At 62.6% G+C, this 24,081-nt stretch carries 19 protein-coding genes; 11 read left to right on the top strand and 8 right to left on the bottom strand.

Annotation, left to right across the window (positions count from 1 at the left end; all coding sequences use genetic code 11):
* The first annotated feature begins 590 nt into the window (after positions 1-590).
* From BBI10_RS17635 to BBI10_RS17620, 4 genes are read left to right on the top strand one after another with little or no spacing between them, the layout of a single operon-like run.
* Positions 591-1,754 carry an isovaleryl-CoA dehydrogenase gene (locus tag BBI10_RS17635; RefSeq protein ID WP_065990591.1) on the top strand — a complete coding sequence of 388 codons (1,164 nt, stop codon included), beginning with the start codon at positions 591-593 and terminating at the stop codon, positions 1,752-1,754.
* Between the two features lie 16 nt (positions 1,755-1,770).
* On the top strand, positions 1,771-3,378 hold the full coding sequence (locus BBI10_RS17630) for a carboxyl transferase domain-containing protein (protein ID WP_065990590.1): 1,608 nt from the start codon (positions 1,771-1,773) through the stop codon (positions 3,376-3,378).
* Between the two features lie 17 nt (positions 3,379-3,395).
* Positions 3,396-4,247: a gamma-carboxygeranoyl-CoA hydratase gene (locus BBI10_RS17625; RefSeq protein WP_065990589.1), complete on the top strand. Its 852-nt coding sequence runs from the start codon at positions 3,396-3,398 to the stop codon at positions 4,245-4,247.
* Complete coding sequence (locus BBI10_RS17620) at positions 4,247-6,223, top strand: acetyl/propionyl/methylcrotonyl-CoA carboxylase subunit alpha (protein WP_065990588.1); 1,977 nt, start codon at positions 4,247-4,249, stop codon at positions 6,221-6,223. The genes BBI10_RS17625 and BBI10_RS17620 overlap by 1 nt, the downstream gene beginning before the upstream one ends.
* 172 nt (positions 6,224-6,395) lie before the next feature.
* On the opposite strand, the gene BBI10_RS17615 is transcribed toward BBI10_RS17620, so the two are convergent.
* The gene (locus tag BBI10_RS17615; RefSeq protein ID WP_065990586.1) at positions 6,396-9,881 is read right to left on the bottom strand and encodes an indolepyruvate ferredoxin oxidoreductase family protein; all 3,486 of its coding nucleotides are present in this window, start codon (positions 9,879-9,881) and stop codon (positions 6,396-6,398) included.
* Between the two features lie 211 nt (positions 9,882-10,092).
* On the opposite strand from BBI10_RS17615, the gene BBI10_RS17610 reads away from it, so the two are divergent.
* The 3 genes from BBI10_RS17610 to BBI10_RS17600 all read left to right on the top strand — a co-directional run bounded on the left by BBI10_RS17610 (position 10,093) and on the right by BBI10_RS17600 (position 12,866).
* Positions 10,093-10,560, top strand: a complete 468-nt coding sequence (locus tag BBI10_RS17610) for an Lrp/AsnC family transcriptional regulator (RefSeq protein WP_065990584.1) — start codon at positions 10,093-10,095, stop codon at positions 10,558-10,560.
* Positions 10,561-11,027: 467 nt separating this feature from the next.
* Positions 11,028-11,567 carry a DUF4880 domain-containing protein gene (locus BBI10_RS17605; protein ID WP_083233157.1) on the top strand — a complete coding sequence of 180 codons (540 nt, stop codon included), beginning with the start codon at positions 11,028-11,030 and terminating at the stop codon, positions 11,565-11,567.
* 156 nt (positions 11,568-11,723) lie between these two features.
* Positions 11,724-12,866, top strand: a complete 1,143-nt coding sequence (locus BBI10_RS17600) for a M14 family metallopeptidase (RefSeq protein ID WP_065990582.1) — start codon at positions 11,724-11,726, stop codon at positions 12,864-12,866.
* A 92-nt stretch (positions 12,867-12,958) separates the two neighbouring features.
* On the opposite strand, the gene BBI10_RS17595 is transcribed toward BBI10_RS17600, so the two are convergent.
* The 3 genes from BBI10_RS17595 to BBI10_RS17585 all read right to left on the bottom strand — a co-directional run bounded on the left by BBI10_RS17595 (position 12,959) and on the right by BBI10_RS17585 (position 16,464).
* Positions 12,959-13,504 carry a cytochrome b gene (locus BBI10_RS17595; RefSeq protein ID WP_065990580.1) on the bottom strand — a complete coding sequence of 182 codons (546 nt, stop codon included), beginning with the start codon at positions 13,502-13,504 and terminating at the stop codon, positions 12,959-12,961.
* On the bottom strand, positions 13,501-14,586 hold the full coding sequence (locus BBI10_RS17590; protein WP_065990577.1) for a catalase family peroxidase: 1,086 nt from the start codon (positions 14,584-14,586) through the stop codon (positions 13,501-13,503). The genes BBI10_RS17595 and BBI10_RS17590 overlap by 4 nt, the downstream gene beginning before the upstream one ends.
* A 282-nt stretch (positions 14,587-14,868) precedes the next feature.
* Complete coding sequence (locus BBI10_RS17585; protein ID WP_083233156.1) at positions 14,869-16,464, bottom strand: hypothetical protein; 1,596 nt, start codon at positions 16,462-16,464, stop codon at positions 14,869-14,871.
* 245 nt (positions 16,465-16,709) lie between these two features.
* Between BBI10_RS17585 and BBI10_RS17580 the strand changes: the two genes are divergently transcribed.
* A complete protein-coding gene (locus BBI10_RS17580; protein WP_065990575.1) occupies positions 16,710-16,955 on the top strand; it encodes a hypothetical protein in 246 nt (81 codons plus the stop codon).
* A 95-nt stretch (positions 16,956-17,050) separates the two neighbouring features.
* Entirely contained in the window at positions 17,051-17,491 is a 441-nt protein-coding gene (gene tspO / locus BBI10_RS17575; protein ID WP_065990573.1) for a tryptophan-rich sensory protein TspO, read from the top strand.
* Positions 17,492-17,497: 6 nt separating this feature from the next.
* Here tspO and BBI10_RS17570 read toward each other — a convergent pair whose 3' ends face one another.
* Entirely contained in the window at positions 17,498-18,703 is a 1,206-nt protein-coding gene (locus BBI10_RS17570; RefSeq protein WP_065990571.1) for an MFS transporter, read from the bottom strand.
* A 105-nt stretch (positions 18,704-18,808) separates the two neighbouring features.
* Between BBI10_RS17570 and BBI10_RS17565 the strand changes: the two genes are divergently transcribed.
* Both BBI10_RS17565 and BBI10_RS17560 read left to right on the top strand, forming a co-directional pair.
* Positions 18,809-19,357: a TetR/AcrR family transcriptional regulator gene (locus BBI10_RS17565; RefSeq protein WP_065990570.1), complete on the top strand. Its 549-nt coding sequence runs from the start codon at positions 18,809-18,811 to the stop codon at positions 19,355-19,357.
* Between the two features lie 91 nt (positions 19,358-19,448).
* Positions 19,449-20,732, top strand: a complete 1,284-nt coding sequence (locus BBI10_RS17560) for a leucine-rich repeat-containing protein kinase family protein (protein WP_065990569.1) — start codon at positions 19,449-19,451, stop codon at positions 20,730-20,732.
* A 367-nt stretch (positions 20,733-21,099) separates the two neighbouring features.
* Here BBI10_RS17560 and BBI10_RS17555 read toward each other — a convergent pair whose 3' ends face one another.
* The 3 genes from BBI10_RS17555 to BBI10_RS17545 form a co-directional block, all read right to left on the bottom strand.
* Complete coding sequence (locus BBI10_RS17555; RefSeq protein WP_065990568.1) at positions 21,100-21,804, bottom strand: YebC/PmpR family DNA-binding transcriptional regulator; 705 nt, start codon at positions 21,802-21,804, stop codon at positions 21,100-21,102.
* 191 nt (positions 21,805-21,995) lie between these two features.
* Positions 21,996-22,769 carry an enoyl-CoA hydratase gene (locus BBI10_RS17550; protein WP_065990565.1) on the bottom strand — a complete coding sequence of 258 codons (774 nt, stop codon included), beginning with the start codon at positions 22,767-22,769 and terminating at the stop codon, positions 21,996-21,998.
* A gap of 85 nt (positions 22,770-22,854) precedes the next feature.
* On the bottom strand, positions 22,855-24,066 hold the full coding sequence (locus BBI10_RS17545; RefSeq protein ID WP_065990563.1) for an acetyl-CoA C-acyltransferase: 1,212 nt from the start codon (positions 24,064-24,066) through the stop codon (positions 22,855-22,857).
* Positions 24,067-24,081: the final 15 nt, after the last annotated feature.

The following is a 24,081-nucleotide window of genomic DNA, read 5'->3' as shown; positions in this document are numbered from 1 at the left end:
GGCCGGTGAAATCCGCAAAGCCCCGCAAACCGGGAACTCTGAAAAGTTGGCATGGCTTCTGCTATGTCTTACGTACAACAAAAATAACAAATGCAATGACCCAATAAAAACAAGACGTATCGGCTCTGACATAACAAGAACAACACGGACAGAGACGCAGCTAACTGATTTTTTTGGAGTGGATCGCTCTACTTGAGGCTCTGGCCTCACGACCGGACTGAGAACAATAAAACTGCGTTCAGGCAGCTACCAGACGAGTCGGATCGAAAGATCGAAGCGGATCAGCGCTCAAAAAAATACGTTTGCTCTTGGCCCCGCTTGGGGGTCGCTCAGAAAAGCAAAAGAAGCTGGCTGCCAAAAACAACAACAGGCCACTTACTAATAAAAACGAGCATGCAATCGAACTTGAAGGGGAGCCCAGGCTCCCCTTCGTGCTATTCGTCATTCGTAAACCTCCCCTCCCGATTATCACCAGCGATAGCACTTCATCGTCGTTGACATCACCACGACTGCAGGCTTACGTTAACGTAAAGGTGACGCAGTTTCTTTTCCCCCTGTCAGCCCTCCAATAACAACACGGGATGCAGTCCATGAATTACCCCACGCTCAATTTCGGCCTCGGCGAAACCCTCGACATGCTGCGCGACCAGGTGCGCGCCTTCGTGGCCGCCGAGCTTGCCCCGCGTGCCGCACAGATCGACAAAGACAACCTCTTTCCCGCCGACATGTGGCGCAAGTTCGGCGACATGGGCCTGCTGGGCATCACCGTCGATGAGCAGTACGGCGGCGCAGGCCTGGGCTACCTGGCCCATGTCATCGCCATGGAAGAAATCAGCCGGGGTTCTGCCTCAGCGGCACTGTCCTACGGCGCCCATTCCAATCTCTGCGTCAACCAGATCAACCGCAACGGCACCCCCGAACAGAAAGCCCGCTACCTGCCCAAGCTGATCAGCGGCGAGCACGTGGGCGCCCTGGCGATGAGCGAACCCAACGCCGGCTCCGACGTGGTCTCGATGAAGCTGCGAGCCGACCGTCGGGGCGACCGCTTCGTGCTCAACGGCAGCAAGACCTGGATCACCAACGGCCCTGACGCCAACACTTACGTGATCTACGCCAAGACCGACCTGGAAAAAGGCGCCCACGGCATCAGCGCGTTCATCGTCGAACGCGACTGGCACGGCTTCTCCCGAGGCAACAAGTTCGACAAGCTCGGCATGCGCGGCTCCAACACCTGCGAGCTGTTCTTCGATGACGTCGAAGTGCCGGAAGAAAACCTGCTCGGCGCGCTCAACGGCGGCGTGAAGGTGCTGATGAGCGGCCTGGATTACGAACGCGTCGTCCTCTCGGGCGGGCCGGTCGGGATCATGCAGGCGTGCATGGACGTGGTGCTGCCGTACATTCACGACCGCAAACAATTCGGCCAGAGCATCGGCGAGTTCCAGCTGATCCAGGGCAAGGTTGCCGACATGTACACCCAGCTCAACGCCAGCCGCGCCTACCTGTATGCGGTGGCCCAGGCCTGCGAGCGCGGCGAGACCACGCGCAAGGACGCCGCCGGGGTGATCCTCTACGCCGCCGAGCGCGCCACGCAATTTGCCCTGGACACCATCCAGATTCTCGGCGGCAACGGCTACATCAACGAATTCCCCGCCGGACGACTGCTGCGCGACGCCAAGCTCTACGAGATCGGCGCCGGGACCAGCGAAATCCGCCGCATGCTGATCGGGCGTGAGCTGTTCAACGAAACCCGCTGACAGCGCCGGAGGCCCCATGACCACTCTGCACACCCAGATCAACCCGCGCTCGCCGGAATTCGCCACCAACAGCGAGGCCATGCGCAAGCAACTTGACGCCCTGCACGGCCTGCTCGACCACGTACAGCGCGGCGGCGGTGCCAAGGCGCAGGAACGCCACACCTCCCGGGGCAAACTGCTGCCCCGGGAGCGGATCAACCGCCTGCTGGATCTCGGCTCGCCCTTCCTCGAACTCAGCCAGCTCGCCGCCCATGACGTGTACGGCGAAGACGTCCCGGCTGCGGGGCTGATCGCCGGCATTGGCCGGGTCGAAGGCGTCGAATGCATGATCATCGCCAACGACGCCACGGTGAAAGGCGGCACCTATTACCCGCTGACCGTGAAAAAACACCTGCGCGCCCAGACCATCGCCCAACAGAATCGCTTGCCGTGCATTTACCTGGTGGACTCCGGCGGCGCCAACCTGCCCCGTCAGGACGAAGTGTTCCCCGACCGTGAACACTTCGGCAGGATCTTCTTCAATCAGGCCAACCTGAGTGCTGAGGGCATCGCCCAGATCGCCGTGGTCATGGGTTCCTGCACTGCGGGCGGCGCCTATGTGCCGGCCATGGCCGACGAAACCATCATGGTCCGCGAACAAGCGACCATCTTTCTCGCCGGGCCGCCGCTGGTGAAAGCCGCCACAGGCGAAGTGGTCAGCGCCGAAGACCTCGGCGGGGCCGACGTGCACTGCAAGGTCTCCGGGGTGGCCGATCATTACGCCGACAGCGATGACCACGCCTTGGCGCTGGCACGGCGCTGTGTGGCCAACCTGAACTGGCGCAAGCTCGGCCAGTTGCAGACCCGCCCGCCTCAGGCGCCGTTATATGGGGATGACGAGCTGTACGGCGTGATCCCGGCAGACGCCAAGCAGCCGTTCGACGTGCGCGAAGTCATCGCGCGGCTGGTGGACGGTTCGGTGTTCGATGAATTCAAGGCGCTGTTCGGCACCACGCTGGTGTGCGGCTTCGCCCATCTGCACGGCTACCCGATCGCCATCCTCGCCAACAACGGCATTCTCTTCGCTGAAGCCGCGCAGAAAGGCGCGCACTTCATCGAACTGGCCTGCCAGCGCGGCATTCCGCTGTTGTTTCTGCAGAACATCACCGGCTTCATGGTCGGCCAGAAGTACGAAGCCGGGGGCATCGCCAAGCACGGCGCCAAGTTGGTGACTGCCGTGGCGTGCGCGAACGTGCCGAAGTTTACGGTGATCATCGGCGGCAGTTTTGGCGCGGGCAACTACGGCATGTGCGGCCGCGCTTATGACCCGCGCTTTCTGTGGATGTGGCCCAACGCGCGGATCGGCGTCATGGGCGGCGAACAGGCCGCAGGCGTGCTGGTGCAGGTCAAGCGTGAACAGGCCGAACGCAGCGGCCAGACGTTCAGCGCCGAGGAGGAAGCGGCGTTGCGCCAGCCGATCCTCGATCAGTACGAGCATCAGGGCCATCCCTGGTATTCCAGCGCCCGGCTGTGGGACGACGGTGTCATTGACCCCGCCCAGACCCGCGACATTCTCGGCCTGGCCATCAGCGCCTCGCTCAACGCCGCCATCGAACCGACCCGCTTCGGCGTGTTCCGGATGTGACCCGAGAGAATCGCCCCATGAATGATTTCGCCACCCTCGACATCGCCCTCGACCCACGCGGGTTCGCCACGCTCTGGCTCAACCGGCCGGAGAAAAACAACGCCTTCAACGCGCAGATGATTCGCGAGCTGATCATCGCCCTTGACCAGTTGCAGCGGGACGACAGCCTGCGGTTTCTGCTGGTGCGCGGACGCGGCCGGCACTTCAGCGCCGGTGCCGATCTGGCCTGGATGCAGGAGTCGGCCAATCTCGACTACAACACCAACCTGGGCGATGCCCGCGAGCTGGGTGAGTTGATGTACAACCTCGCCAAGTTCAAGGCGCCGACCCTCGCCGTGGTGCAAGGCGCGGCCTATGGCGGCGCACTGGGCCTGATCAGCTGCTGCGACATGGCCATCGGCGCCGATGACGCGCAGTTCTGCCTCTCGGAAGTGAAGATCGGCCTGGCCCCGGCGGTGATCAGCCCGTTCGTGGTGCAGGCGATTGGCGAACGTCACGCGCGACGCTACGCGCTGACCGCCGAACGTTTCGACGGCACCCGGGCGCGGCAGATCGGCCTGTTGGCCGAGTGTTACCCCGCTGCCGAGCTGGAACAGCACCTGGAACACTGGATCGCCAACCTGCTGCTCAACAGCCCCCAGGCCATGCGCGTCAGCAAAGACCTGCTGCGCGAAGTCGCCGACGGTGAGCTGACCCCTGCCCTGCGCCGCTATTGCGAGAACGCCATCGCGCGCATCCGCGTCAGCGCCGAAGGCCAGGAAGGTCTGCGCGCGTTTCTGCAGAAGCGCGAACCGGCCTGGCGCGGCGAGCCCCGCACGCTATCCCAACCGCTGCAAGGCCCGCGGCCCCCACAAGGAGAGTCGCACTGATGAGCGTCCCGCACATGCAACCACTGAATTCGGTGCTGATCGCCAACCGTGGCGAAATCGCCTGCCGGGTCATGCGCACGGCCAAGGCCATGGGCCTGACCACCGTCGCCGTGCACAGCGCCACCGACAGCCACGCGCGGCATGTCCGCGAGGCGGACATCGCGGTGAACCTCGGGGGCAGCAAGCCCAGCGAAAGCTACCTGCACATCGACAGGCTGATTGCAGCCGCCCAAGTCAGTGGCGCCCAGGCCATTCACCCCGGTTATGGGTTTCTCTCGGAAAACGCAGGTTTTGCCCGCGCGGTGGAACAGGCCGGCCTGATTTTCCTTGGCCCGCCCGCCTCGGCCATTGACGCCATGGGCAGCAAATCAGCGGCCAAGTCGCTGATGGACACCGCTGGCGTGCCACTGGTACCCGGCTACCACGGCGAGGCCCAAGACGCCGCGACCTTCCGCGAAGCGTCCGCCCGCATCGGCTACCCGGTGCTGCTCAAGGCCACCGCCGGCGGTGGCGGCAAGGGCATGAAGGTGGTCGAGCGCGACGAGGATCTGGCCGAAGCGCTGGCGTCCGCGCAACGTGAGGCGCAGTCGTCGTTCGGCGACTCGCGCATGCTCGTCGAAAAGTACGTGCTCAAGCCGCGCCATGTGGAGATTCAGGTGTTTGCCGACCAGCACGGCCACTGCCTGTACCTCAACGAGCGCGACTGCTCGATTCAGCGCCGTCACCAGAAAGTCGTCGAAGAAGCCCCGGCGCCGGGCCTGACACCGCACATGCGTCAGGCCATGGGCGAAGCGGCGGTGCGCGCGGCACAGGCGATCGGCTACGTCGGCGCCGGCACGGTGGAGTTTCTGCTGGACGCCCGGGGCGATTTCTTCTTCATGGAAATGAACACGCGCCTGCAGGTCGAGCACCCGGTGACCGAGGCAATTACCGGGCTGGACCTGGTGGCCTGGCAGATTCGCGTGGCCCGGGGCGAGCCGCTGCCGATCACCCAGGCCGAAGTGCCGCTGAACGGCCACGCGATTGAAGTGCGGCTGTATGCGGAAGATCCGGCCAACGACTTTTTGCCCGCCACCGGGACGCTGACGCTGTATCGCGAATCATCTGCGGGGCCGGGGCGTCGCGTCGACAGCGGCGTCGCGGAAGGCGACGAGGTCTCGCCGTTCTACGACCCGATGCTCGGCAAACTGATTGCCTGGGGCCAGACCCGCGAAGAAGCGCGCTTGCGATTGCTGGCGATGCTCGACGAATTCGCCATCGGCGGTTTGCGCACCAACCTCGGTTTTTTGCGCCGCATCGTCGCGCACCCGGCCTTCACCGACGCGGAGCTGGACACCGGTTTTATCCCTCGCTATCAAGACGAGCTGCTGCCAGCGGCCGAGGGTTTGACAGAGGAATTCTGGCAGCTGGCGGCACAGGCATACCTGAGCGCCGCGCCAGTGACGGTCAGAGCCGACGACGCCCATTCGCCCTGGTCGGCCCGCACCGGGCTGCGCCTGGGCGGCCCAAGCGAAGTGACGTTGCACCTGGCGTGTGGCGCAGCGTCTCGAAGCATGGTGTTGCGAAGTGACTCCCGGCAGGGCGTTCGGCTGAACGGCGAGCACCTGCTGATCGAGCGGGATGGCGTGCGCCGGCAGACCCTTGCGATCCGCCGGGCTGACACGCTTTACCTGCAATGGCAGGGCGATGTGCATGGGATCCGCGCGGTTGACCCGATTGCCGACGTGGATTCAAACCACGGCCACCACGGCGGCCTCACCGCCCCCATGAACGGCAGCATCGTTCGGGTGTTGGTCGGCGTGGGCGAACAGGTGCAGGTCGGCACTCCGCTTGTGGTCCTGGAAGCGATGAAAATGGAACACAGCATCCGCGCGAACACCGCCGGCACCGTGACAGCGCTGTATTGCAGCGAAGGTGAGATGGTCAAGGAAGGGGCAGTGCTGGTGGAACTGGAAGCTGTGGTACAGGCCGAATGATCGGCTGCTGGCCGGCTGCAGTTATGTAGGACCGCGTGCAGCCGGGAAAGCGCCAGCAGTCACGCCGCGCCATTGAGGGTGGACAAACTGGCCTCTTCCCGGCTAAAGCCGGTCCTACTAAGCGATGCATCCAGTGCGATAGAAGGAGGCCTGACCGGCCTCCTCCCTGCCTTTACGCCGCTACTTCATACAACTTCAGCACTTCCACCTCACCACTGACCAGGCTCTGGCGCATCCGTGCCGCCTGCAGTGCCGCCGCTTTCATCGCGCTTTCCTTGACGTGACCATAACCGCGAATCCGCTCCGGCAGGCGCGCCAGATTCAGCGCGGTGTGCCGATTGCCGGCACTCAGGTGGCCAAGGATCAGCTCGATGTCGCCCACATACGCATCAATCAACTCGCGCTCCTGTCGACGCTCGATGCTGCGGCCGAACGGATCGAGCACCGTGCCGCGCAGGAATTTGAAGCGAGCCAGCACGTCGAACGCCTTCAGCATCCACGGCCCGAAACTGCGTTTGCGCGGCACGCCGTTGTTCGGGTCACGCTTAGCCAACCAAGACGGCGCCAGATGAAACTCAATGCGGTAATCGCCTTCGAACTGCGCTTGCAGCTGACGGGTGAAATCGCCGTTACTGTACAGCCGCGCCACTTCGTACTCGTCCTTGTAGGCCAGCAGCTTGAAGTAGTTAAACGCCACCGCCTCGGTCAACGCAGGCGGCTGGCCCGGAAACAGCCGCGCTTCGGCCTCCCGCACACGGTTCACCAGCGTCAGGTACCGCTCGCTGAGCGCACCATTCTGATAGGCGATCAAACCGTGAACATTGCGCGTGACACGCTCCTCCAGGGTCAGGTGCTCAGGGTCCGGCGTTGGCTGGGTCTGCGGATTGGCGGCCGCTTGCACCGCCGGTAGGTCAAACGCGGCACGACGCCCCCACAGGAACGCTTGCTGGTTCAGATTGACCGCCACGCCGTTGAGCTCGATGGCTTTTTCGATGGCTGCAGAGGTCAGCGGAATCAGTCCCAGCTGGAAGGCATAGCCCAGCATGAAGAGGTTGCTGGCGATGCTGTCACCCATCAGTTTGGTCGCCAGATCCGTCGCTTGCACGAAATGCGTTTTATCAGCGCCGACGGCTTCGCGGATGGTCTGCATCATCGCTTCGGCCGGGAACTCGGCGTCGGGATTGCGGGTGAATTCAGCCGTTGGCGTCTGCTGGCTATTGATTACCGCATGGCTTTTCGCGCTGTTGAGCTTGGCGATGGCATCAGGGCCCGACGCCACCAACAGGTCACAGCCCAGCAGCAGATGCGCCTCACCGGCCGCGATGCGCACGGCGAACAGATCTTCCTGGCGCGCGGCGATACGAATGTGGCTGACCACCGGGCCAAACTTCTGTGCCAGACCGGCCTGGTCGAGCACGCTGCACCCCTTGCCTTCCAGATTGGCCGCGTAACCCAGCATCGCGCCGACAGTGGTCACGCCCGTTCCGCCCACACCCGGCAGCAGAATGTTGTATGGCTGATCGAGGCTCGGCAGCGTCGGCTGCGGCAGCTCCGCGAAGGCCTGGGCCTGCTTGGGCAACTGTGGCTTGCGCAGTTTGCCGCCGTGCACCGTCACGAAGCTGGGGCAAAAGCCCTCGACGCAGCTGAAATCCTTGTTGCACGCGCTCTGATCGATTTCGCGCTTGCGCCCTTCCGGTGTTTCCTTCGGCAGCACCGACAGGCAACCCGATTTGACGCCGCAATCGCCACAGCCTTCGCACACGGCCGGGTTGATGATGGCGCGCTTGTCCAGATCGACCATCGTGCCGCGTTTGCGGCGACGGCGTTTTTCCGTGGCGCAGGTCTGGTCGTAGATGATCACCGACACGCCCTTGAACTCACGCAGTTCGCGCTGCACGGCGTCCAGGTCGCTGCGGTGGTGGAAGGTGGTGATCGGTGCAAACTGCTCGCGGCTCGGGTATTTCTCCGGCTCATCCGAGACCAGCGCAATGCGCTGAACGCCTTCGTTGAACACCTGCCGGCTGAGCTGATCCACCCGCAACACGCCATCGATGGGCTGGCCACCGGTCATGGCGACGGCGTCGTTATAGAGAATCTTGTAGGTGATATTGACCTTCGACGCGACGGCCGCCCGCAGCGCCAGGTGCCCGGAGTGGAAGTACGTGCCGTCGCCAAGGTTCTGGAACACGTGGGGCGTTTCAGTGAAAGGCGCCTGGCCGATCCAGGTCACGCCCTCACCGCCCATCTGGGTGAACGTCTCGGTTTCCCGGTCCATCCAGATGGTCATGTAATGGCAGCCGATACCGGCCAGGGCGCGACTGCCCTCGGGTACGCGGGTCGAGGTGTTGTGGGGGCAGCCGGAGCAGAAATGCGGGGTGCGCTGGGTGTTGAACAGCGGCGCGGCGAGGGCTTTTTCCTTGTCGGCCAGAAACTGCAGGCGTGCCTCGATTTTCGGGCTGCTGTAGATCGGCGCAAGGCGTTTGGCGATGACGCGGGCGATCATTGCCGGTGTCAGTTCAGCCAGGTTGGGCAACAGCGAGCGGCCTTCTTCATCGAACTCACCGACCACACGAGGGCGCTGATCCACCGGCCAGTTGTACAGCTGACCGGTGAGCTGATCCTCGATCACGCTGCGTTTTTCCTCGACCACCAGGATTTCGTCCAGCCCTTCCGCAAAGCCGTGCACTGACACCGGCTCCAGCGGCCAGCTCATGCCGACCTTGAGCACGCGAATCCCCACCGAGGCGCAGAGGTCTTCGTCGATGCCCAGCTCTTCCAGGGCCTGACGCACGTCGAGGTACGACTTGCCGGTGGTGATGATGCCCAGCCGCGGCTGCGGCGAATCAATGACCACTTTGTTGAGGTGGTTGGCACGGGCGAACGCACGGGCGGCGTAGATTTTGTAGGTATTGAGCCGCGCCTCTTGAGCCAGCGGCGGGTCGGGCCAGCGAATGTGCAGGCCGCCTTCGGGAATCTGGAAGTCTTCGGGAATCTGGGTCTGGATGCGCAGCGGATCGACTTCGACCACGGCCGACGAATCGACGTTTTCGGCGATGGTTTTCATCGCCACCCAGCAACCGCTGTAGCGCGACAGCTCCCAGCCGATGATGCCGTAGTCGAGGATTTCCTGGACGTTGCTGGGGTTGAGCACCGGGATCATCGAGGCGATGAACGCGTGTTCGCTCTGGTGCGCGATGGTCGACGATTTGCAGCCATGGTCGTCGCCAGCGAGGATCAGGACGCCACCCTTTTCGGCGACGCCGGCCGAGTTGCCGTGCTTGAACACGTCGCCGCAGCGGTCAACGCCCGGGCCCTTGCCGTACCAGAGGGCGAAGACGCCATCGTACTTGCCGTGGGGGAACAGATTGACTTGCTGACTGCCCCAGACCGCCGTCGCGGCGAGCTCTTCGTTGACGCCCGGCTGGAAATGAATGGCGTTCTGCTGGAGATAATCCTTGGCGTCCCAGAGGCTCTTGTCGAGGTTGCCCAACGGCGAGCCGCGATAGCCCGAGATAAACCCGGCGGTGTTGAGCCCGCGGGCTTCATCGCGCTGCTTCTGCAGCATCGGCAGGCGGGTCAGCGCCTGGGTTCCGGTCAGGTACAGATTGCCGGTTGCGAGTCGGTACTTATCGTCCAGACGAATATCAGCCAGGGACATTCAGGCACTCCTTTGTTTTTATTAGTGCGTTTTGAATGCGGCGCCAGTGGCGTGTGCAGCCTTGCCAGCGCCTCGCCGTCAGGACGGTTCAGCCCGACGGTCACAGACAAAATACTGCCTGCGCGACAGAGGCTTTTTCTTCCTAAATCGACGCGAATCTGCTCATATCGTGCATGCCCGTTCCCGTTCAAGAATAAAAAAGGGTCAATTCATGCAGGTCAAGCTCAGCCCCATCGATCGCAAGATCCTCCGTCTGTTGCAGCACGACGCCAATCTGTCCGCCGCCGAGATCGCCGAGCGCGTCGAACTCTCGCAATCACCCTGCTGGCGGCGCATCAATCGTCTGGAAGAAGAAGGCATCATCGAGCGTAAAGTCGCCCTGCTCAACCCGGCCAAACTCGGGCTGACCATGACCGTGTTCGTCGACGTCAAGCTGTCCGGGCACGGGCGCAAATACCTGACGGAGTTCGAGGAGGCGATCACCGGGTTTCGAGAGGTGCTGGAGTGCTACACCATGGCCGGCGACATGGATTTCCTGCTCAAGGTGGTGGTGCAGGACATCGCCAGCTACGAGCGTTTTCTGCGCGACCACCTGCTGCAAAGCCCCCATGTGCAGGAAGCGCATTCGAACATCGCGATGAGTGTGGTGAAGCGTACGACAGAATTGCCGATCGACTAGGCTGCCGATTTGCTGAGCTGCAGGCTGGCGGAGAGTTGAAGGCAGAACGCGCCCATGGGAAAACTCTTTTCACACGGGCGCGAAAAAAGCATTGACTCTCAAATGGGAATGATTATTATTGAGCGCAACCAGTCGTGAGACTGGCTGGTAACCCAGAAGCCTTAGGTCGGCTTCCGGATTATCTCCTCATCAGGCTAATCACGGTTTTTGACCCGGCTTATAGCCGGGTCTTTTTTTTATGCCCTTTTCGGGTCTGGGTTCGGTCGGGTGTTGCGTCTTCAGGCTAATGAAGAGGGTTCGACAGTGATCTGTCTTTTCGATGGCGCGCATCATAGCAAATGGAGCGAGCAATGCACCGTTGCCGCTGTCAAAAACTGACACATTCAGTAAAAAACACCCGTTAAAGATCCGAACGCACTCCCGTTGTTTTCCGCGACCGCCGCTATTCAAACAGTGAGCAATACGCCATGACTCAGCCGTTCGATTCGTTGATGACCGCCTCCACCGTGCCGCCTGCCCTGGGCGCGAGCGCTGAAACCGACCTGTACCGACGCCGTCTTCAGCGGTTGCCGCGCAGGGTTCAGCAGGTGTTTCTGCTGAGCCGCCTCGACGACTTTTCCTACACCGACATCGCCCAACTGCTTGATATCGACGCCACCGCCGTCGAACGCTGCATGACCGCAGCGCTCGAACGTTGTGTCAGCGAATCCGCCGAACATGACCCGGCCCGAGCCATTTTGCTTCAGGCCCTGCGCTGGTACGTGCACCTGCAAAGCCCCCAGGCCACCGCCAGTCAGCGCATCGAGTTCCGTCACTGGCTCGACGCCGATCCCCGACACCTGGCGGCCTTTCAAAACAGTGAGCAGTTCTGGCGCACGCTTCATGCACCCGCTGCGATTCTGGGCGCCAGTGGCTGGCATCGGCGCAAACCCCGCGCCTATGTCGGCTGGTTGCTGATGACGGTGCTGCTGTGCGGTCTGCTGGTGACTGCCGAGGCGTACAGCTGAGTCAGGCTCCGACCCTTTGGCGAACGATTCTGTCGCCGTGCCCCCGCTGGTTGCGTGTAAAGTAATTGTCATAACAGCCCAGTGAGGGAATCAGGCGCGGCCTGCATTACCTCCCGATGGCCTCGTAATGGCAGATTATGCAATCAGGACGCTCCCGTGACTCAAACCGCCCTTAATATCTCCGCCGATTTCGACAGCGGCAACATCGTCGTGCTCGACGCCAGCAACCCGAAAGCGATGCAACTGGCGATTCGCCCTGACACCAAGAGCGCGCACTTCCAGTGGTTCCATTTCAAGGTCGACGGCCTGCAGATCGGCGAGCCCCACGGTTTCAGCCTGACCAATGCTGGCGAGTCGAGCTACAACGGCGCCTGGACCGGCTACAACGCGGTCGCCTCCTACGATCAGAAAACCTGGTTCCGCGTGCCGAGCCAGTTCGACGGCCGTGCGCTGAACTTCGAGCTGACGCCCAGCGAATCCCAGGTGTGGTTTGCCTACTTCGAACCCTACAGCCGCGAGCGCCACGACTGGCTGGTGAATGAAGCGCTGAACAAGGCCGGCACCGAGCTGCTGGCCACCGGCAAGAGTGTCGAAGGCCGGGACATCCCGCTGCTGCGCAAGGGCGACGGCGCGGCGGGCAAGCGCAACATCTGGATCATCGCCCAACAGCACCCCGGCGAGCACATGGCCGAGTGGTTCATGGAAGGCATCATCGAGCGGCTGCAGGAAAACGACCCTGAACTGCAGGCGTTGCTGGCGTCGGCGAACCTGTACCTGGTGCCGCACATGAACCCGGACGGCTCGTTCCACGGCCATCTGCGCACCAACGCTCAAGGCAAGGACCTCAACCGCGCCTGGCAGGACACGACCCCCGAGCTCAGCCCGGAAGTGTTCTTCGTCAAAACCCAGATGGAAAAATACGGCGTGGACATGTTCCTCGACGTCCACGGCGATGAAGAAATCCCCTATGTCTTCACCGCCGCCTGCGAAGGCAATCCGGGGTACACCGACCAGCAAGCCCGATTGGAAGCGGCTTTCCGCGCGCGGTTGGGCGGCTTGACCCGGGACTTCCAGAGCAAATACGGCTATCCGAAATCGGCGCCGGGCCAGGCCAACATGAACCTGGCGTGCAACAGCGTCGGTGAGCGTTACAAGTGCCTGTCGCTGACGCTGGAAATGCCGTTCAAAGACAACGATGACGCACCGGATGTCATCACCGGCTGGTCGGGCCAGCGCTCGAAACAGCTCGCCCGCGATGTGCTGACCACGCTGGCGCAGATGGTGTCAGTGCTGCGCTAAGGCGTGAGCTGACTTTTATTACGGTCCAGAAACGCCATCGCCAGCGGGTTCGCGCCTGCTGGCGATGGCGTCAATCGCGGTGACGACAAGCATCAATCCCGCGATTTCCCCCGCAGCATGCTGTCCAGCACTTCATCCCTCCGCACCCAGCCGTGAAACAGTGCGGCAGCCAGATGCGCGAGAATCGTCAGGAAGAACAGGTACGCCAGGTAGGCGTGGGCCTTGCGCAGCACCGCGAAGGTGTCAGGGTTGGCGGCAACGATGGACGGCAGCCGTACTGAACTGCCGAGCATGACCGGATCCCCGGCGGCGGAAATCATCGCCCAGCCAATCAGCGGCATCGCCAGCATCAGCGCATACAGCAGGTAATGCGACAGCTTCGCCGCCAGCGCCTGCACGGCCGGCAAGTCAGCCGGTAACGGCGGCGTCACCGTGGTCACACGCACAATGATCCTGACGATGACCAGCAGCAGAATCGCAATGCCCAAAGGCTTGTGCAGGTTCAGCAGCCATTCATGACGCTCGGACACCGACGCGACCATGCCGGCGCCGATGAACAGCATGGCGATGACCATCAGCGCCATCACCCAGTGCAGCAGGCGCGCCAGTGGGGCGAAATGCTTGACGGGCGTGCTCATGGCTGTTTCTCCAGGGCGGGTTCGGCTTTCAACTGATCGACTTCACTGGTGCGGCGCATGTAGGACGCGGCGTAGGCCGCCGATCGCGCGGCGAGCAACGGGTCATCCGAGCCTTCGATGCCACTGGGCAAAATCAGCGGGTCGTAATTGATGTCGCGGCAGTCGCCGTTCAACTGCGAGCTGTCGGCATCGACCACCAAGGTCCCGGCGTCCACGGTCTTGTGCTCGCCGGACCAGGCTTTGGATGCGTCGTTGGTCGGGTCCTGGGGGTTGGCCAGGGTCAGAATCAGCTTCCAGCGTTGTGGGCCGCTGGCCAGTCTGTCGTTGAGATCCTTGTTCAGGTACTCCTTGGCATCCGGCGCCGGTGCCGCATCGGTCGCCTCCGGCACTAGACTCCAGCGCACCGGCTGACGCTTGCCATCAGCGTTCACCAGCACGAAGGCGTTGACGCTGTTGTAGGTCTCGGTGACGAAACTGGCCGACGGCTTGGCGGTCTTGACCCACGCCAGAAACGGCTGGGCTTCCGGGTGCGCGGCGAAGAACGCCGGGGGTTTCGCCGGGTCGGGCTTGCCGGTCTTGGGGTCAGGTCCGGTGGCGATCTGCAGATCGATGAAGGCCTCAGGCGTGCCGACCGGGAACACCGGCATGCTGTTCATGCCCGTGCGCCATTGCTGGCCGTTGGGCTGGGTGAACTGCACGGCGAAACTGCGCAATGGCGCGGCGCTGTCGGGGGAATACGGATTGCCCGTGGGCACGGCCAGGCGGCCGATCACCGGGGTGCGCCCGCTGGCGAAGACTTCGGCTTTGGAGAGGCTGGCAGCGGCGCCGTTGCTCTCGAACACGCCGGCGACGCAGATGCCTTTCGGGTGGTTGCGACGGTAACCGGGATGCACACCGTTGTTGCGTTCGAAGACGTCAACCACCCGCGCCGGTGTCAGTCGCTGTGGGTCGAGGCTGCCATTGACGTAGGCAAACGCGCCGGCGGCGATCAGCACGATCAGGCCAATGCCGGCCAGACGCGCCAGTTTTTCGGGATTACTCAGCGGGGGTTTACGGGGATACGGTAGCTCACGGTCAATCATCGATAACACTCCGGGCTTCTAGCCTCTGGGGACAGCAACATGCTTGGCACGCTTTGTTTATAGCCGGGTGCTCGAATTTTGCCAGGCCCAGGTCTTTGAGCGCCTGGTTGCCGGAGCACGGCCAAAATCGGAGTGTGATCATGCTGGCCCCTTCCCGGCTGAAGCCGGTCCTACGAAGGCAGCTCATCCAGCCAGTGAGATCGGGTGCGAACTCGACTGTAGGACTGGCTTTAGCCGGGAAAGCGCCGGATGGCGCGCTGCGAAACCGAGGGTGTACCGCTATCAGCCATTCAGCTTCGACGGATCACTCTGCAACAGGACCTTGGCATGAATCCCGGCCAGGGTGTCTTTCAGGGTCGACGTGCCACGGCCCTGCTTCGCCTCTTTGTCCTGTTGCAATGCCTGCTGCAGTACGCTGAGGAAACTTTGGGTCCTGGAGGTGGAGACCGGCATGTGAGTGTCTTTTTCCAGGCGGCCCATTACGTATTTGGCAATGCGCGTCGACTGGCTGGCGGACTGGCTCAGCGTCGCATCGACCAGTTCGCCTTTTTTATAGCCAATGCTGGCTTTGCTGCTGGCCTGATCGCTGACCTGGTAATACAGGTAGTTCTGGCTCGCGGGATCGGTGCTCAACGCCAGCTTCTGCCCGCCTGGCAGGGGCTTGTGATAACTGGCGGTGAGCTGAGATTGCTGGTCCTGAACGATGGTCCGGTTCAACTGGTCGCGTCCCTTGGATTGGGTGGTTTGCGACAGGGTGTAGGCGAAGGTGTCCAGTTCGCCGGGGCGTGCCGGGTTGCCTTCGACGCTCTTCTCGCTGACCGAGGCGCTGAAGTCGCCGAGGCCGGTCAACAGGCCGTGATCGGTGTCCGTCAGTTCGATCGAGCTCACCGTCTTCGCCGCCGTGGAGGCGCGGGTGTCAGGGTAATTGGAGTGCAGCGTTTTGAACGCGTCCTCGAACATCGACAGCAGCTGCGCGTCGCCGTCACCGCGTTTGCGCGCCGACTCGATCTGGCTGACATAGCCGTCCAGCGCTTTCGCCTGCTGAGCACTGTCACCCCGAATGGCCGCGTTTTTCAGGTCCACCGACAGCTCAAGATTCCCCAGCGCGCCACTCATGCGCACCGAACGCTGGTCGGCATCGGCGTGCAGTTCAAGGGTCTGGGCGCTGCCGTCTTCGAGTTTCAAACTGGTTTTCATATCAACGGAGGCAAAGGCCTTCGAATCGAAATGGGTCAAGGCGTCGAGTTTCAGGGTCGGCGGCTTGGCCGTCAGGCCGTCGATGGCCGACTGAAAACCGTCCGCCATGGCATTCAGCGCGTTGAGCTCGTCGTCGCTGAGGTCGCCCCCGCTCACCTGGGCCTGCACCGCCAGACCGTCGTCCTGACTGGAAAGGCTCAGCTCGATGGTTTTACCGCTGGCGGTTTTCAGCGTCAGGCTGATGCTGTTCGCCGGATGACTGTGCAGGCGGTCCTGGGCGGCAGCGAGCTCTGCAGGCTCCAATGCTTTGCCGGTCGTCGAGCGCAGCACCGATTGGGAAATGTTCTGGCCGGTCTGCGCCAATTGACTGAGCAGCGTCGCGCCCAGGCCCTGGAAGCGACCGGCTGTGGCGGAGGTGCTGAAATTGCCCATCATCGCCAGCGAGACCTTGTCCTGCCGGGTGTACTCCCAGGCGGGCGGTACGTTGGCATCAGGCATCAGGCCACGGACGTTGTAGACCAACGGGCCGCTGACCTTGTCGTCCTGGCCGAGCATGACGACGGACGACGGCGTGGCGCTGGTGGTGGCAGCAGCGGCGTTGTCATTCAGCGCGACGGTGGCCGCCGGTTTGACCACTGGCATCAACTGGGCGGATGAGGTGACCGAAGCAATCGCTGACATGGCACTTCCCTGTTCAAGTGAGTAATAGACTTCCTGAACAGGGTGTCGGCGCGGGCTTTTGTAACTTGAGCGATACAAACATGGGGCAGTCCGTTAAAAGCGATTACGGCAAGGGCTGCCTTTCACTATTTTGTTTCCGCTGGTGGGATCTGCGCCGTAACTCGGCCACAATACGCCCCGATCCCAGGCGCCAGGGCTTTATGCCTTTCGGTTCGCCGCACAACCCGCCACCCCAGGACTGAGCAATGCCCCAAGAGCGAATCGCTGCACTTCGGCTTCCCAAACCCATCCAGGGTGCGATTGACGATCTGGTGCGCGCGTTGAATGCCGCCACCACCAAGGAAGACCTCGAACGCGAGGCCTCCATGGAAATCAGTTTCATCCTCAGCCTGGAGACCAGCCGACGTCTTCGCCCGGCCGATGTAGAAACGCTGTACATGATCTTCGACGACGCCGTGCAAGAACGCCTCAGCCAATTGGGTCACGGCTGATCTGCACGCGCGCCGGATTTTTCCGGCGCATAAGCATCCAATGCCGAGACGGCCCCACGGCCCGCACTTCGAATGCTTTCAGCAAAGGACCCCCCATGACGTTTTACATCTTCCTCATCGCTTGCGCCGCGGCGGCCAGCACCGGCATCATTTTCAAACCGGGCAGCTGGTATGAATCTCTGCAAAAGCCACGCTTCACCCCGCCCAACTGGCTGTTTCCGGTGGCCTGGACGACGATTTATCTGCTGCTGGCCTGGGCCGGTTATCGCCTGACCCTGATCCCCGGCAGCGAAACCGTGCTGGCGTTATGGGCCGCTCAGATTGCCTTGAATACCCTGTGGACGCCGGTGTTCTTCGGCGCCCACCGCATCATGGCGGGCCTGATCATCATTTCGCTGCTGTGGCTGGTGGTAGCCGCCATGGTCGTGCTGGGGATCCAGCTGGACCTCATCACCGGGCTGATCCTGTTCCCGTACCTGGTCTGGCTGACCGTCGCTTCGGCGCTGAATTTTTCGATTTTGCGTCATAACCGGTAACGCGGCTCAGGCGGCCCTGGCCTGGCCGGCCTGCTGAATCAGCAGACCGGCCAGCGCCGACACCGCCAGCAAGACTACGACCCCGCCGTAGACATTGGTGGTGGTCACCAAGCCCGCCGTTTTGATCGACACGCCGGCCAGCAGCGCCGGAATGCAGAACGCCAGATAACTCAAGGCCAGAAAGGCCGCCATCAATGCGCCCCGCTCGTGGGCGTGGGCCAGGGGCAGCAACAGCCGCAGGGCGCCGAGAAAACTCGCACCGAAGCCGATCCCCGCCACCACCGCGCCGGTGAAGAACAGCCACAACCAGCCCAGATTCACCGCCGCCAGAATCACTGAAACCCCGATTGCCAGAAAACTGCAGCCCACCAACAAGGCCAGCCGGGGCGCGCGCAAGCGCAGGTTATGAATCGAAATCGCACCACTGATGGTCAGCGCTGCCACGGCAAAACCGCCGTTGAGCACCGAGGTCGAGCCGGTCGCAGCAGTCAGCAGCGACGGTGCGAGGGACAGGAAGAAACCTCCCAGCGCCCAGGCGGCGATGTCCGCCGGCAGCACCAGCAGCAATGTCCCCCTGGCCTGTACAGGTACGGCGAGCCGCGGCCGCAGGGTTTTCAGCACGCCCGCCTGCGGGGTCACCGTTTCAGCGACCCGCAACAGATACACCGCCTGACCCGCGAACGCCGCGAGGAGCAAGCCATAGGCCAGGCCCATGGGCAGCGGCGCGTACTGCACCAGCGCACTGGTGCCGAGCGCCCCCAGTGCCATGCCGAACATCGGTGTGATGCTGTTGAGCAACGGCCCCTGCTGCGCATCGCTGTCGAGCATCGCGGCGCCCAACGCGCTGGTGGCAATGCCGGTCGCCACGCCCTGCAGCACCCGCGCAACGATCAGCCAACTGACGTCCGTGGCGGCGATGAACAGCAGCATCGCGACGATCTCCAGCAGCAGCCCGATGAATATCACCGGGCGTCGGCCGAGGTAATCCGACAGCGAGCCGAACACCAGCAGCGTCGCCAGCAGGCTCATGGCGTAAACGGCAAAAATCACCGTCAACAATACCGATGAGAAGCCCCACGCCTGTTGATAGAGGTGGTAAAGCGGCGTGGGCGCGCTGGACGCGGCGAAGAAACACAGCAGCACGAAAGCCAGAAAACCCAAGTGGCTCCGCCCCCGACCATCGACTTGCGGGTTCTGCAAAGAATCAGACACGAGTACACTCTCCCGAAAAAGCACGCCACAAAAGCTATTAATTAGCGTTAGGAGTGTGCGAGCAGCGTCTGCTTAAAGCAAATACTTTGTGTTAGGGTCCGCAGCATGGCTATCAAAGAAGGCATTCGCACCGGCGGCCGCAGTGCCCGGGTGCAGACATCGATTCACGCAGCCGTTCGCGATCTGCTCCAGGAGCAGGAGCGTTCAGCCCTCAGCGTGCCCATGATTGCAGCCCGTGCCGGTGTCACGCCGTCCACCATCTACCGGCGCTGGGGCGACTTGACCTCACTGCTGGCCGATGCCGCTGTCGAGCGTCTGCGCCCCGACGAGCCGGTGGATTGCGGCAACCTGCGCGATGACCTGCGCACCTGGGTCGAGGTCTACCTCGAAGAGACCAACTCGGCGCCCGGCCGCGAGATGATGCGCGACGTGGTCTCCAGCAGCGCGACCCTGTGCTCGGGCAAGTGCCTGAACATGGTTCGCGATCAGCTGCAGATCATCATCGACCGCGCCCGGGACCGCGGCGAACAGAGTCCTTCGGCTGATGAACTGGTGGATGCCGTTGTCGCGCCCATGGTCTACCGCATTCTGTACGCCGAATCGGTGCCGTCCCTCGATCGCATGCACCAATTGCTGGATCGCTGCCTGAGCTGAGCCTCTGCCCATGGTGCTTGCGGCCAAGCGAGCACAGGGCGCGACGACTGGGTATCATGGGCGCCCATTGACCACAGGCGCCCTTCCCCCCATGCACACCCTTGCAGACCTGCGTGCCGGCAAACTGGCAGGCATCACGCGGCTCAATCTCAGCGCCGACCTCGGCGAATTCCCTGAGGAGATTTTCAGCCTCGCCGATTCACTGGAAGTGCTGGACCTCAGCGGCAACCGGCTGACCGAATTGCCCGCCGACCTGCACCGGCTCAAGCGCCTGAAAATCCTGTTCTGCTCCAACAACCCGTTTACCCGCCTGCCGGAATGCCTGGGCGAGTGCGAGCAGCTGTTCTTCGTCGGTTTCAAGGCTTGCGATATCGCTGATGTACCGGCCGTCGCGTTGCCGCCCTCGCTGCGCTCGCTGGTGCTGACCGACAACCGCATCGAGACTCTGCCTGAAGCCATCGGCGACTGTGCGCAGCTGCAGAAGCTGATGCTCGCGGGTAACCGGCTGCGGCAATTGCCGGAATCACTGGCCCGCTGTCAGCGCCTGGAACTGGTACGGATCGCGGTCAACGATTTCCATGAACTGCCGCGCTGGCTGCTGGAAATGCCCGCGCTGGCCTGGCTGGCGTTTGCCGGCAACCCGCTGAACGACATCCACACTGAAGAGCCGATTCGGCAGATTCCGTGGCCGCAACTGGCGCTGCAACAGGTGCTGGGCGAAGGCGCCTCCGGAGTGATTCAACAGGCGCAGTGGCGCGCGGATGCCGACGCGTCGGCGCTGGACGTTGCCGTGAAGCTGTACAAAGGCGATGTCACCAGCGACGGCTCGCCGTTGAACGAGATGCAGGCCTGCATTGCAGCCGGGCGGCATGCTCACCTGATTCCCGTGCTCGGGCAGATTCAGGATCACCCGCAGGACGCTCGCGGTCTGGTGATGGAGCTGATTTCGCCGTCATTCGTGACCCTTGCGCGTCCTCCGACCCTGGAATCCTGCACCCGTGACACCCATGGCGGCACCCGGCTGAGCGTTTCGACCGTGAAGTGCATGGCTGCCGGGATCGCCGCGGCATGCGCACATTTGCACGCCCATGGGATTAACCACGGGGACCTCTACGGCCACAATATCCTCTGGAACGAGGGTGGTGACAGCCTGCTGGGGGATTTCGGCGCAGCGGCATTCTATCCGGATGAAGAAACGGGACAGAGGCTGGAACGCATTGAAGTCCGGGCGTTCGGGGTATTGCTGGGGGAGTTGCTGGACGGTTGCGCAGAGAGCGATGCGCAGACTGCCCAGCTGCGAGAGCTGGAACGGCGTTGCGTGCAGCCGGATGTGATGCAGCGGCCTGGGTTTGCCGAGGTTGCGCAGCAGTGTTGAACGCTGGCGTTCTGCGGTGAGCCGTCTGGCCCCTTCCCGGCTAAAGCCGGTCCCACTAAGCCTGCGGCGTGTCAGCGGGACTCAATCCAGAGGACGCCGCACAACTGTAGGACCGGCTTTAGCCGGGAACACGCCAGCGTGGGCACCCTTGACTTTGCAGTGTGCCATCCGACGCCTTCCCGGCTAAAGCCGGTCCTACGATGTGCTCGTGATGATTCAGTAGGACCGGCTTCAGCCGGGAAGAGGCCAGCATGGACACCGTCGATTTAGCGGTATGCCCACCGACGCCTTCCCGGCTAAAGCCGGTCCCACTATGTGCACTCGATCATTCAGTGGGACCGGCTTCAGTCAGTTGGCCCAGCCAGCGTTAGCCTGCCAAACCCACGTACACGTTCTGCACGTCATCGTGGCTGTCGATCGCTTCGAGGAACGCTTCGACCTCGGCCATCTGCTCTTCGCTCAGGCCTTCAACCGGGTTTTTCGGGCGGTAGCCGATCTTGGCGGACTCGACGGTGAAGCCGAACTCAGGCAGCGCCTTGCACACGGCGTCGAGGTCGGTGGTGTCGGTGTAAAACGTTGCAACGCCTTCGTCGCCCTGTTCAACGTCTTGAGCACCGGCTTCGATGGCGGCTTCGTCGGCGTCTGCATCGTCTTTGGCCGCGACGGCGTCAATCATGCCCAGGTGGTCAAAATCCCAGGTGATCGAACCCTCGGCACCCAGCTGGCCCTTGCGGAACAGCACGCGGATCTCGGACACGGTACGGTTGATGTTGTCAGTCAGGCACTCGACGATGACCGGGACTTTGTGCGGGGCGAAGCCTTCGTAGGTCAATTTTTCGAAGTGCACGTGCTCGCCGAGCAAACCGGCGCCTTTCTTGATGGCGCGTTCCAGGGTCTCGCGGGGCATGGAGGCTTTTTTGGCCTGCTCGACCACCAGTCGCAGGCGCGCGTTCATGTCGGGGTCAGGGCCGGAGCGCGCGGCAATCATGATTTCCTTGGACAGCTTGCCGAAAATACGCCCCTTGGCGTTGGCTGCCGCTTCTTTGTGTTTGACCTTCCACTGTGCGCCCATGATTGCTCTCTTGTTCCGATGGCGATGAATCGCTCGGATCCGACGTGTCTTGCACGCCGGGCCCATGACGATAAACGCTGAAAATAGGGTGATCGATAATGACAGGCCGGGGGTGAACCGCGGCGACCGGCGCATTTTATACACGCTGGCGCCAGAAGACACCCCTGAGACGCGCCAGCGCCTGACCTGAATCAGCGATGCTTGAACACCGGCTCGCGCTTCTCGATGAACGCCGCCATGCCTTCCTTCTGGTCCTCGCTGGCAAACGCCGCATGGAACACCCGGCGTTCGAAACGAATCCCTTCGGCCAGGCTGACTTCAAAGGCGCGGTTCACGCTTTCCTTGACCATCATGGCTACCGGCAGCGACTTCGCTGCGATACCGGCCGCGACGTTCATTGCCTCATCCAGCAGTTGGTCCTGCGGCACGATGCGCGCCACCAACCCGGCCCGCTCCGCTTCGACGGCGTCGATCAGGCGCCCGGTCAGGCACATTTCCATGGCCTTGGCCTTGCCCACCGCCCGGGTCAGACGCTGGGTGCCGCCCATGCCCGGCAGCACGCCCAGCTTGATTTCCGGCTGACCGAAGCGCGCGTTGTCGGCCGCCAGAATGAAGTCGCACATCAGCGCCAGTTCGCAGCCGCCACCGAGGGCAAACCCCGAGACGGCGGCGATGATCGGTTTGCGGCGATTGGCCACCCGATCGCTGTCGCTAAACAGGTCATCCAGATAGATCTGCGGGTATTTCAGCTCGGCCATCTCCTTGATATCAGCCCCGGCGGCGAACGCTTTTGCCGAGCCGGTCAGAACAATGCAGCCGATGCCGTGATCGCCCTCCAGCTCGTCGAGGGCGTGGTTGAGTTCGCTGATGAGCTGCGCATTCAAGGCGTTCAGCGCCTGTGGGCGATTGAGGGTCAAGAGGGCAACCCGACCTCGAACCTCTTTGAGGATAGTCATGTAATTCATTGTTTTATCGACCTTTTCTTATCGTGAAATGCAGTCAGCTGCTATCGTAGATTTAACATGCGAAACGCAGTACAAGACATTGATATTAAAGAATAAGCTCAACGGCCATCGCAGTCGCTTCGCCGCCGCCGATGCAAATGGCTGCGACCCCTCGCTTAAGACCCCGCTGCTTCAACGCCGACAGCAACGTCACCAGAATTCTCGCCCCTGATGCGCCAATGGGATGGCCCAATGCGCAGGCGCCGCCATGCACGTTGACCTTGTGATGGGGCAGTTCCAAGCGGGCCATGGTGACAAGCGCGACGACCGCGAACGCTTCGTTGATCTCGAACAGGTCCACGTCTGCCAGGGACCAGCCGGTCTTGCTCATCAGCTTGTCGATGGCGCCTACCGGTGCGGTCGGAAACAACCCCGGCTCATTGGCATAAGCGGCGTGGCCATGGATGACCGCCAACGGCGTGATCCCACGTCGTTGTGCTTCGGACTGGCGCATCAGGGTCAGGGCTGCAGCGCCGTCGGAGATCGAGCTTGAGTTGGCTGCTGTCACGGTGCCGCCTTCGCGGAACGCCGGTTTGAGCAGCGGGATCTTGTCCAGCTTCGCTTTGGGTGGCTGCTCGTCCTGGCGAATGGTTTTGCGCTCCTTGCCCACCGTGACCTCCACCGGGACGATTTCAGCGTCGAACCAGCCGCGCGTCATGGCTTCCTGCGCCCGGGTCAGCGAGGCGACCGCAAAACCGTCCTGGGCTTCCCGGCTGAAATTTTCCAGCCCGGCGCACTCCTCGGCGAAGGTGCCCATCAGTCGACCACGGTCGTAGGCATCTTCAAGGCCGTCGAGAAACATGTGGTCGATGATCTGGCCGTGGCCCATGCGGTAACCGCTGCGGGCGTTCTCCAGCAAATACGGCGCGTTGGACATGCTCTCCATGCCACCGGCGATGACCACGTCGGCGCTGCCGGCCAGCAGCATGTCGTGGCCGAGGATGGCCGCCTGCATGCCCGACCCGCACATCTTGTTCAAGGTGGTGCAGGTGGTGGCGTCGCTGAGCCCGGCGCCCAATGCCGCCTGACGCGCAGGCGCCTGGCCCAGCCCGGCCGGCAACACACAACCGAACAGCACTTCATCGACCTGCGCTGGATCAATGCCCGCGCGCTCAACCGCGGCGCGTATGGCAGCGGCGCCCAATTGCGGCGCAGTCAGGCTTTTGAGATCACCCTGAAAGGCGCCCATGGGCGTGCGCGCAGCACTCACGATTACCACAGGGTCGTCGTTCAACGTCTGACGTTTGTTCAAAGACATGATGGAATTTCCTCG

The sequence above is a fragment of the Pseudomonas graminis genome (assembly GCF_001705435.1).
GTDB lineage: Bacteria > Pseudomonadota > Gammaproteobacteria > Pseudomonadales > Pseudomonadaceae > Aquipseudomonas > Aquipseudomonas graminis_B.
The sequence above is the reverse complement of the archived record's forward strand: the minus strand, read 5'-3'. Positions and strand labels throughout refer to the sequence as shown.

What these genes read in the sequence shown, in the direction of transcription:
- BBI10_RS17635 (WP_065990591.1), top strand. Translation starts at nt 591, where the DNA reads ATGAATTACCCCACGCTCAATTTCGGCCTCGGCGAAACCCTCGACATG.
- BBI10_RS17630 (WP_065990590.1), top strand. Translation starts at nt 1,771, where the DNA reads ATGACCACTCTGCACACCCAGATCAACCCGCGCTCGCCGGAATTCGCC.
- BBI10_RS17625 (WP_065990589.1), top strand. Translation starts at nt 3,396, where the DNA reads ATGAATGATTTCGCCACCCTCGACATCGCCCTCGACCCACGCGGGTTC.
- BBI10_RS17620 (WP_065990588.1), top strand. Translation starts at nt 4,247, where the DNA reads ATGAGCGTCCCGCACATGCAACCACTGAATTCGGTGCTGATCGCCAAC.
- BBI10_RS17615 (WP_065990586.1), bottom strand. Translation starts at nt 9,881, where the DNA reads ATGTCCCTGGCTGATATTCGTCTGGACGATAAGTACCGACTCGCAACC.
- BBI10_RS17610 (WP_065990584.1), top strand. Translation starts at nt 10,093, where the DNA reads ATGCAGGTCAAGCTCAGCCCCATCGATCGCAAGATCCTCCGTCTGTTG.
- BBI10_RS17605 (WP_083233157.1), top strand. Translation starts at nt 11,028, where the DNA reads ATGACTCAGCCGTTCGATTCGTTGATGACCGCCTCCACCGTGCCGCCT.
- BBI10_RS17595 (WP_065990580.1), bottom strand. Translation starts at nt 13,504, where the DNA reads ATGAGCACGCCCGTCAAGCATTTCGCCCCACTGGCGCGCCTGCTGCAC.
- BBI10_RS17590 (WP_065990577.1), bottom strand. Translation starts at nt 14,586, where the DNA reads ATGATTGACCGTGAGCTACCGTATCCCCGTAAACCCCCGCTGAGTAAT.
- BBI10_RS17585 (WP_083233156.1), bottom strand. Translation starts at nt 16,464, where the DNA reads ATGTCAGCGATTGCTTCGGTCACCTCATCCGCCCAGTTGATGCCAGTG.
- BBI10_RS17580 (WP_065990575.1), top strand. Translation starts at nt 16,710, where the DNA reads ATGCCCCAAGAGCGAATCGCTGCACTTCGGCTTCCCAAACCCATCCAG.
- tspO (WP_065990573.1), top strand. Translation starts at nt 17,051, where the DNA reads ATGACGTTTTACATCTTCCTCATCGCTTGCGCCGCGGCGGCCAGCACC.
- BBI10_RS17565 (WP_065990570.1), top strand. Translation starts at nt 18,809, where the DNA reads ATGGCTATCAAAGAAGGCATTCGCACCGGCGGCCGCAGTGCCCGGGTG.
- BBI10_RS17560 (WP_065990569.1), top strand. Translation starts at nt 19,449, where the DNA reads ATGCACACCCTTGCAGACCTGCGTGCCGGCAAACTGGCAGGCATCACG.
- BBI10_RS17555 (WP_065990568.1), bottom strand. Translation starts at nt 21,804, where the DNA reads ATGGGCGCACAGTGGAAGGTCAAACACAAAGAAGCGGCAGCCAACGCC.
- BBI10_RS17550 (WP_065990565.1), bottom strand. Translation starts at nt 22,769, where the DNA reads ATGAATTACATGACTATCCTCAAAGAGGTTCGAGGTCGGGTTGCCCTC.
- BBI10_RS17545 (WP_065990563.1), bottom strand. Translation starts at nt 24,066, where the DNA reads ATGTCTTTGAACAAACGTCAGACGTTGAACGACGACCCTGTGGTAATC.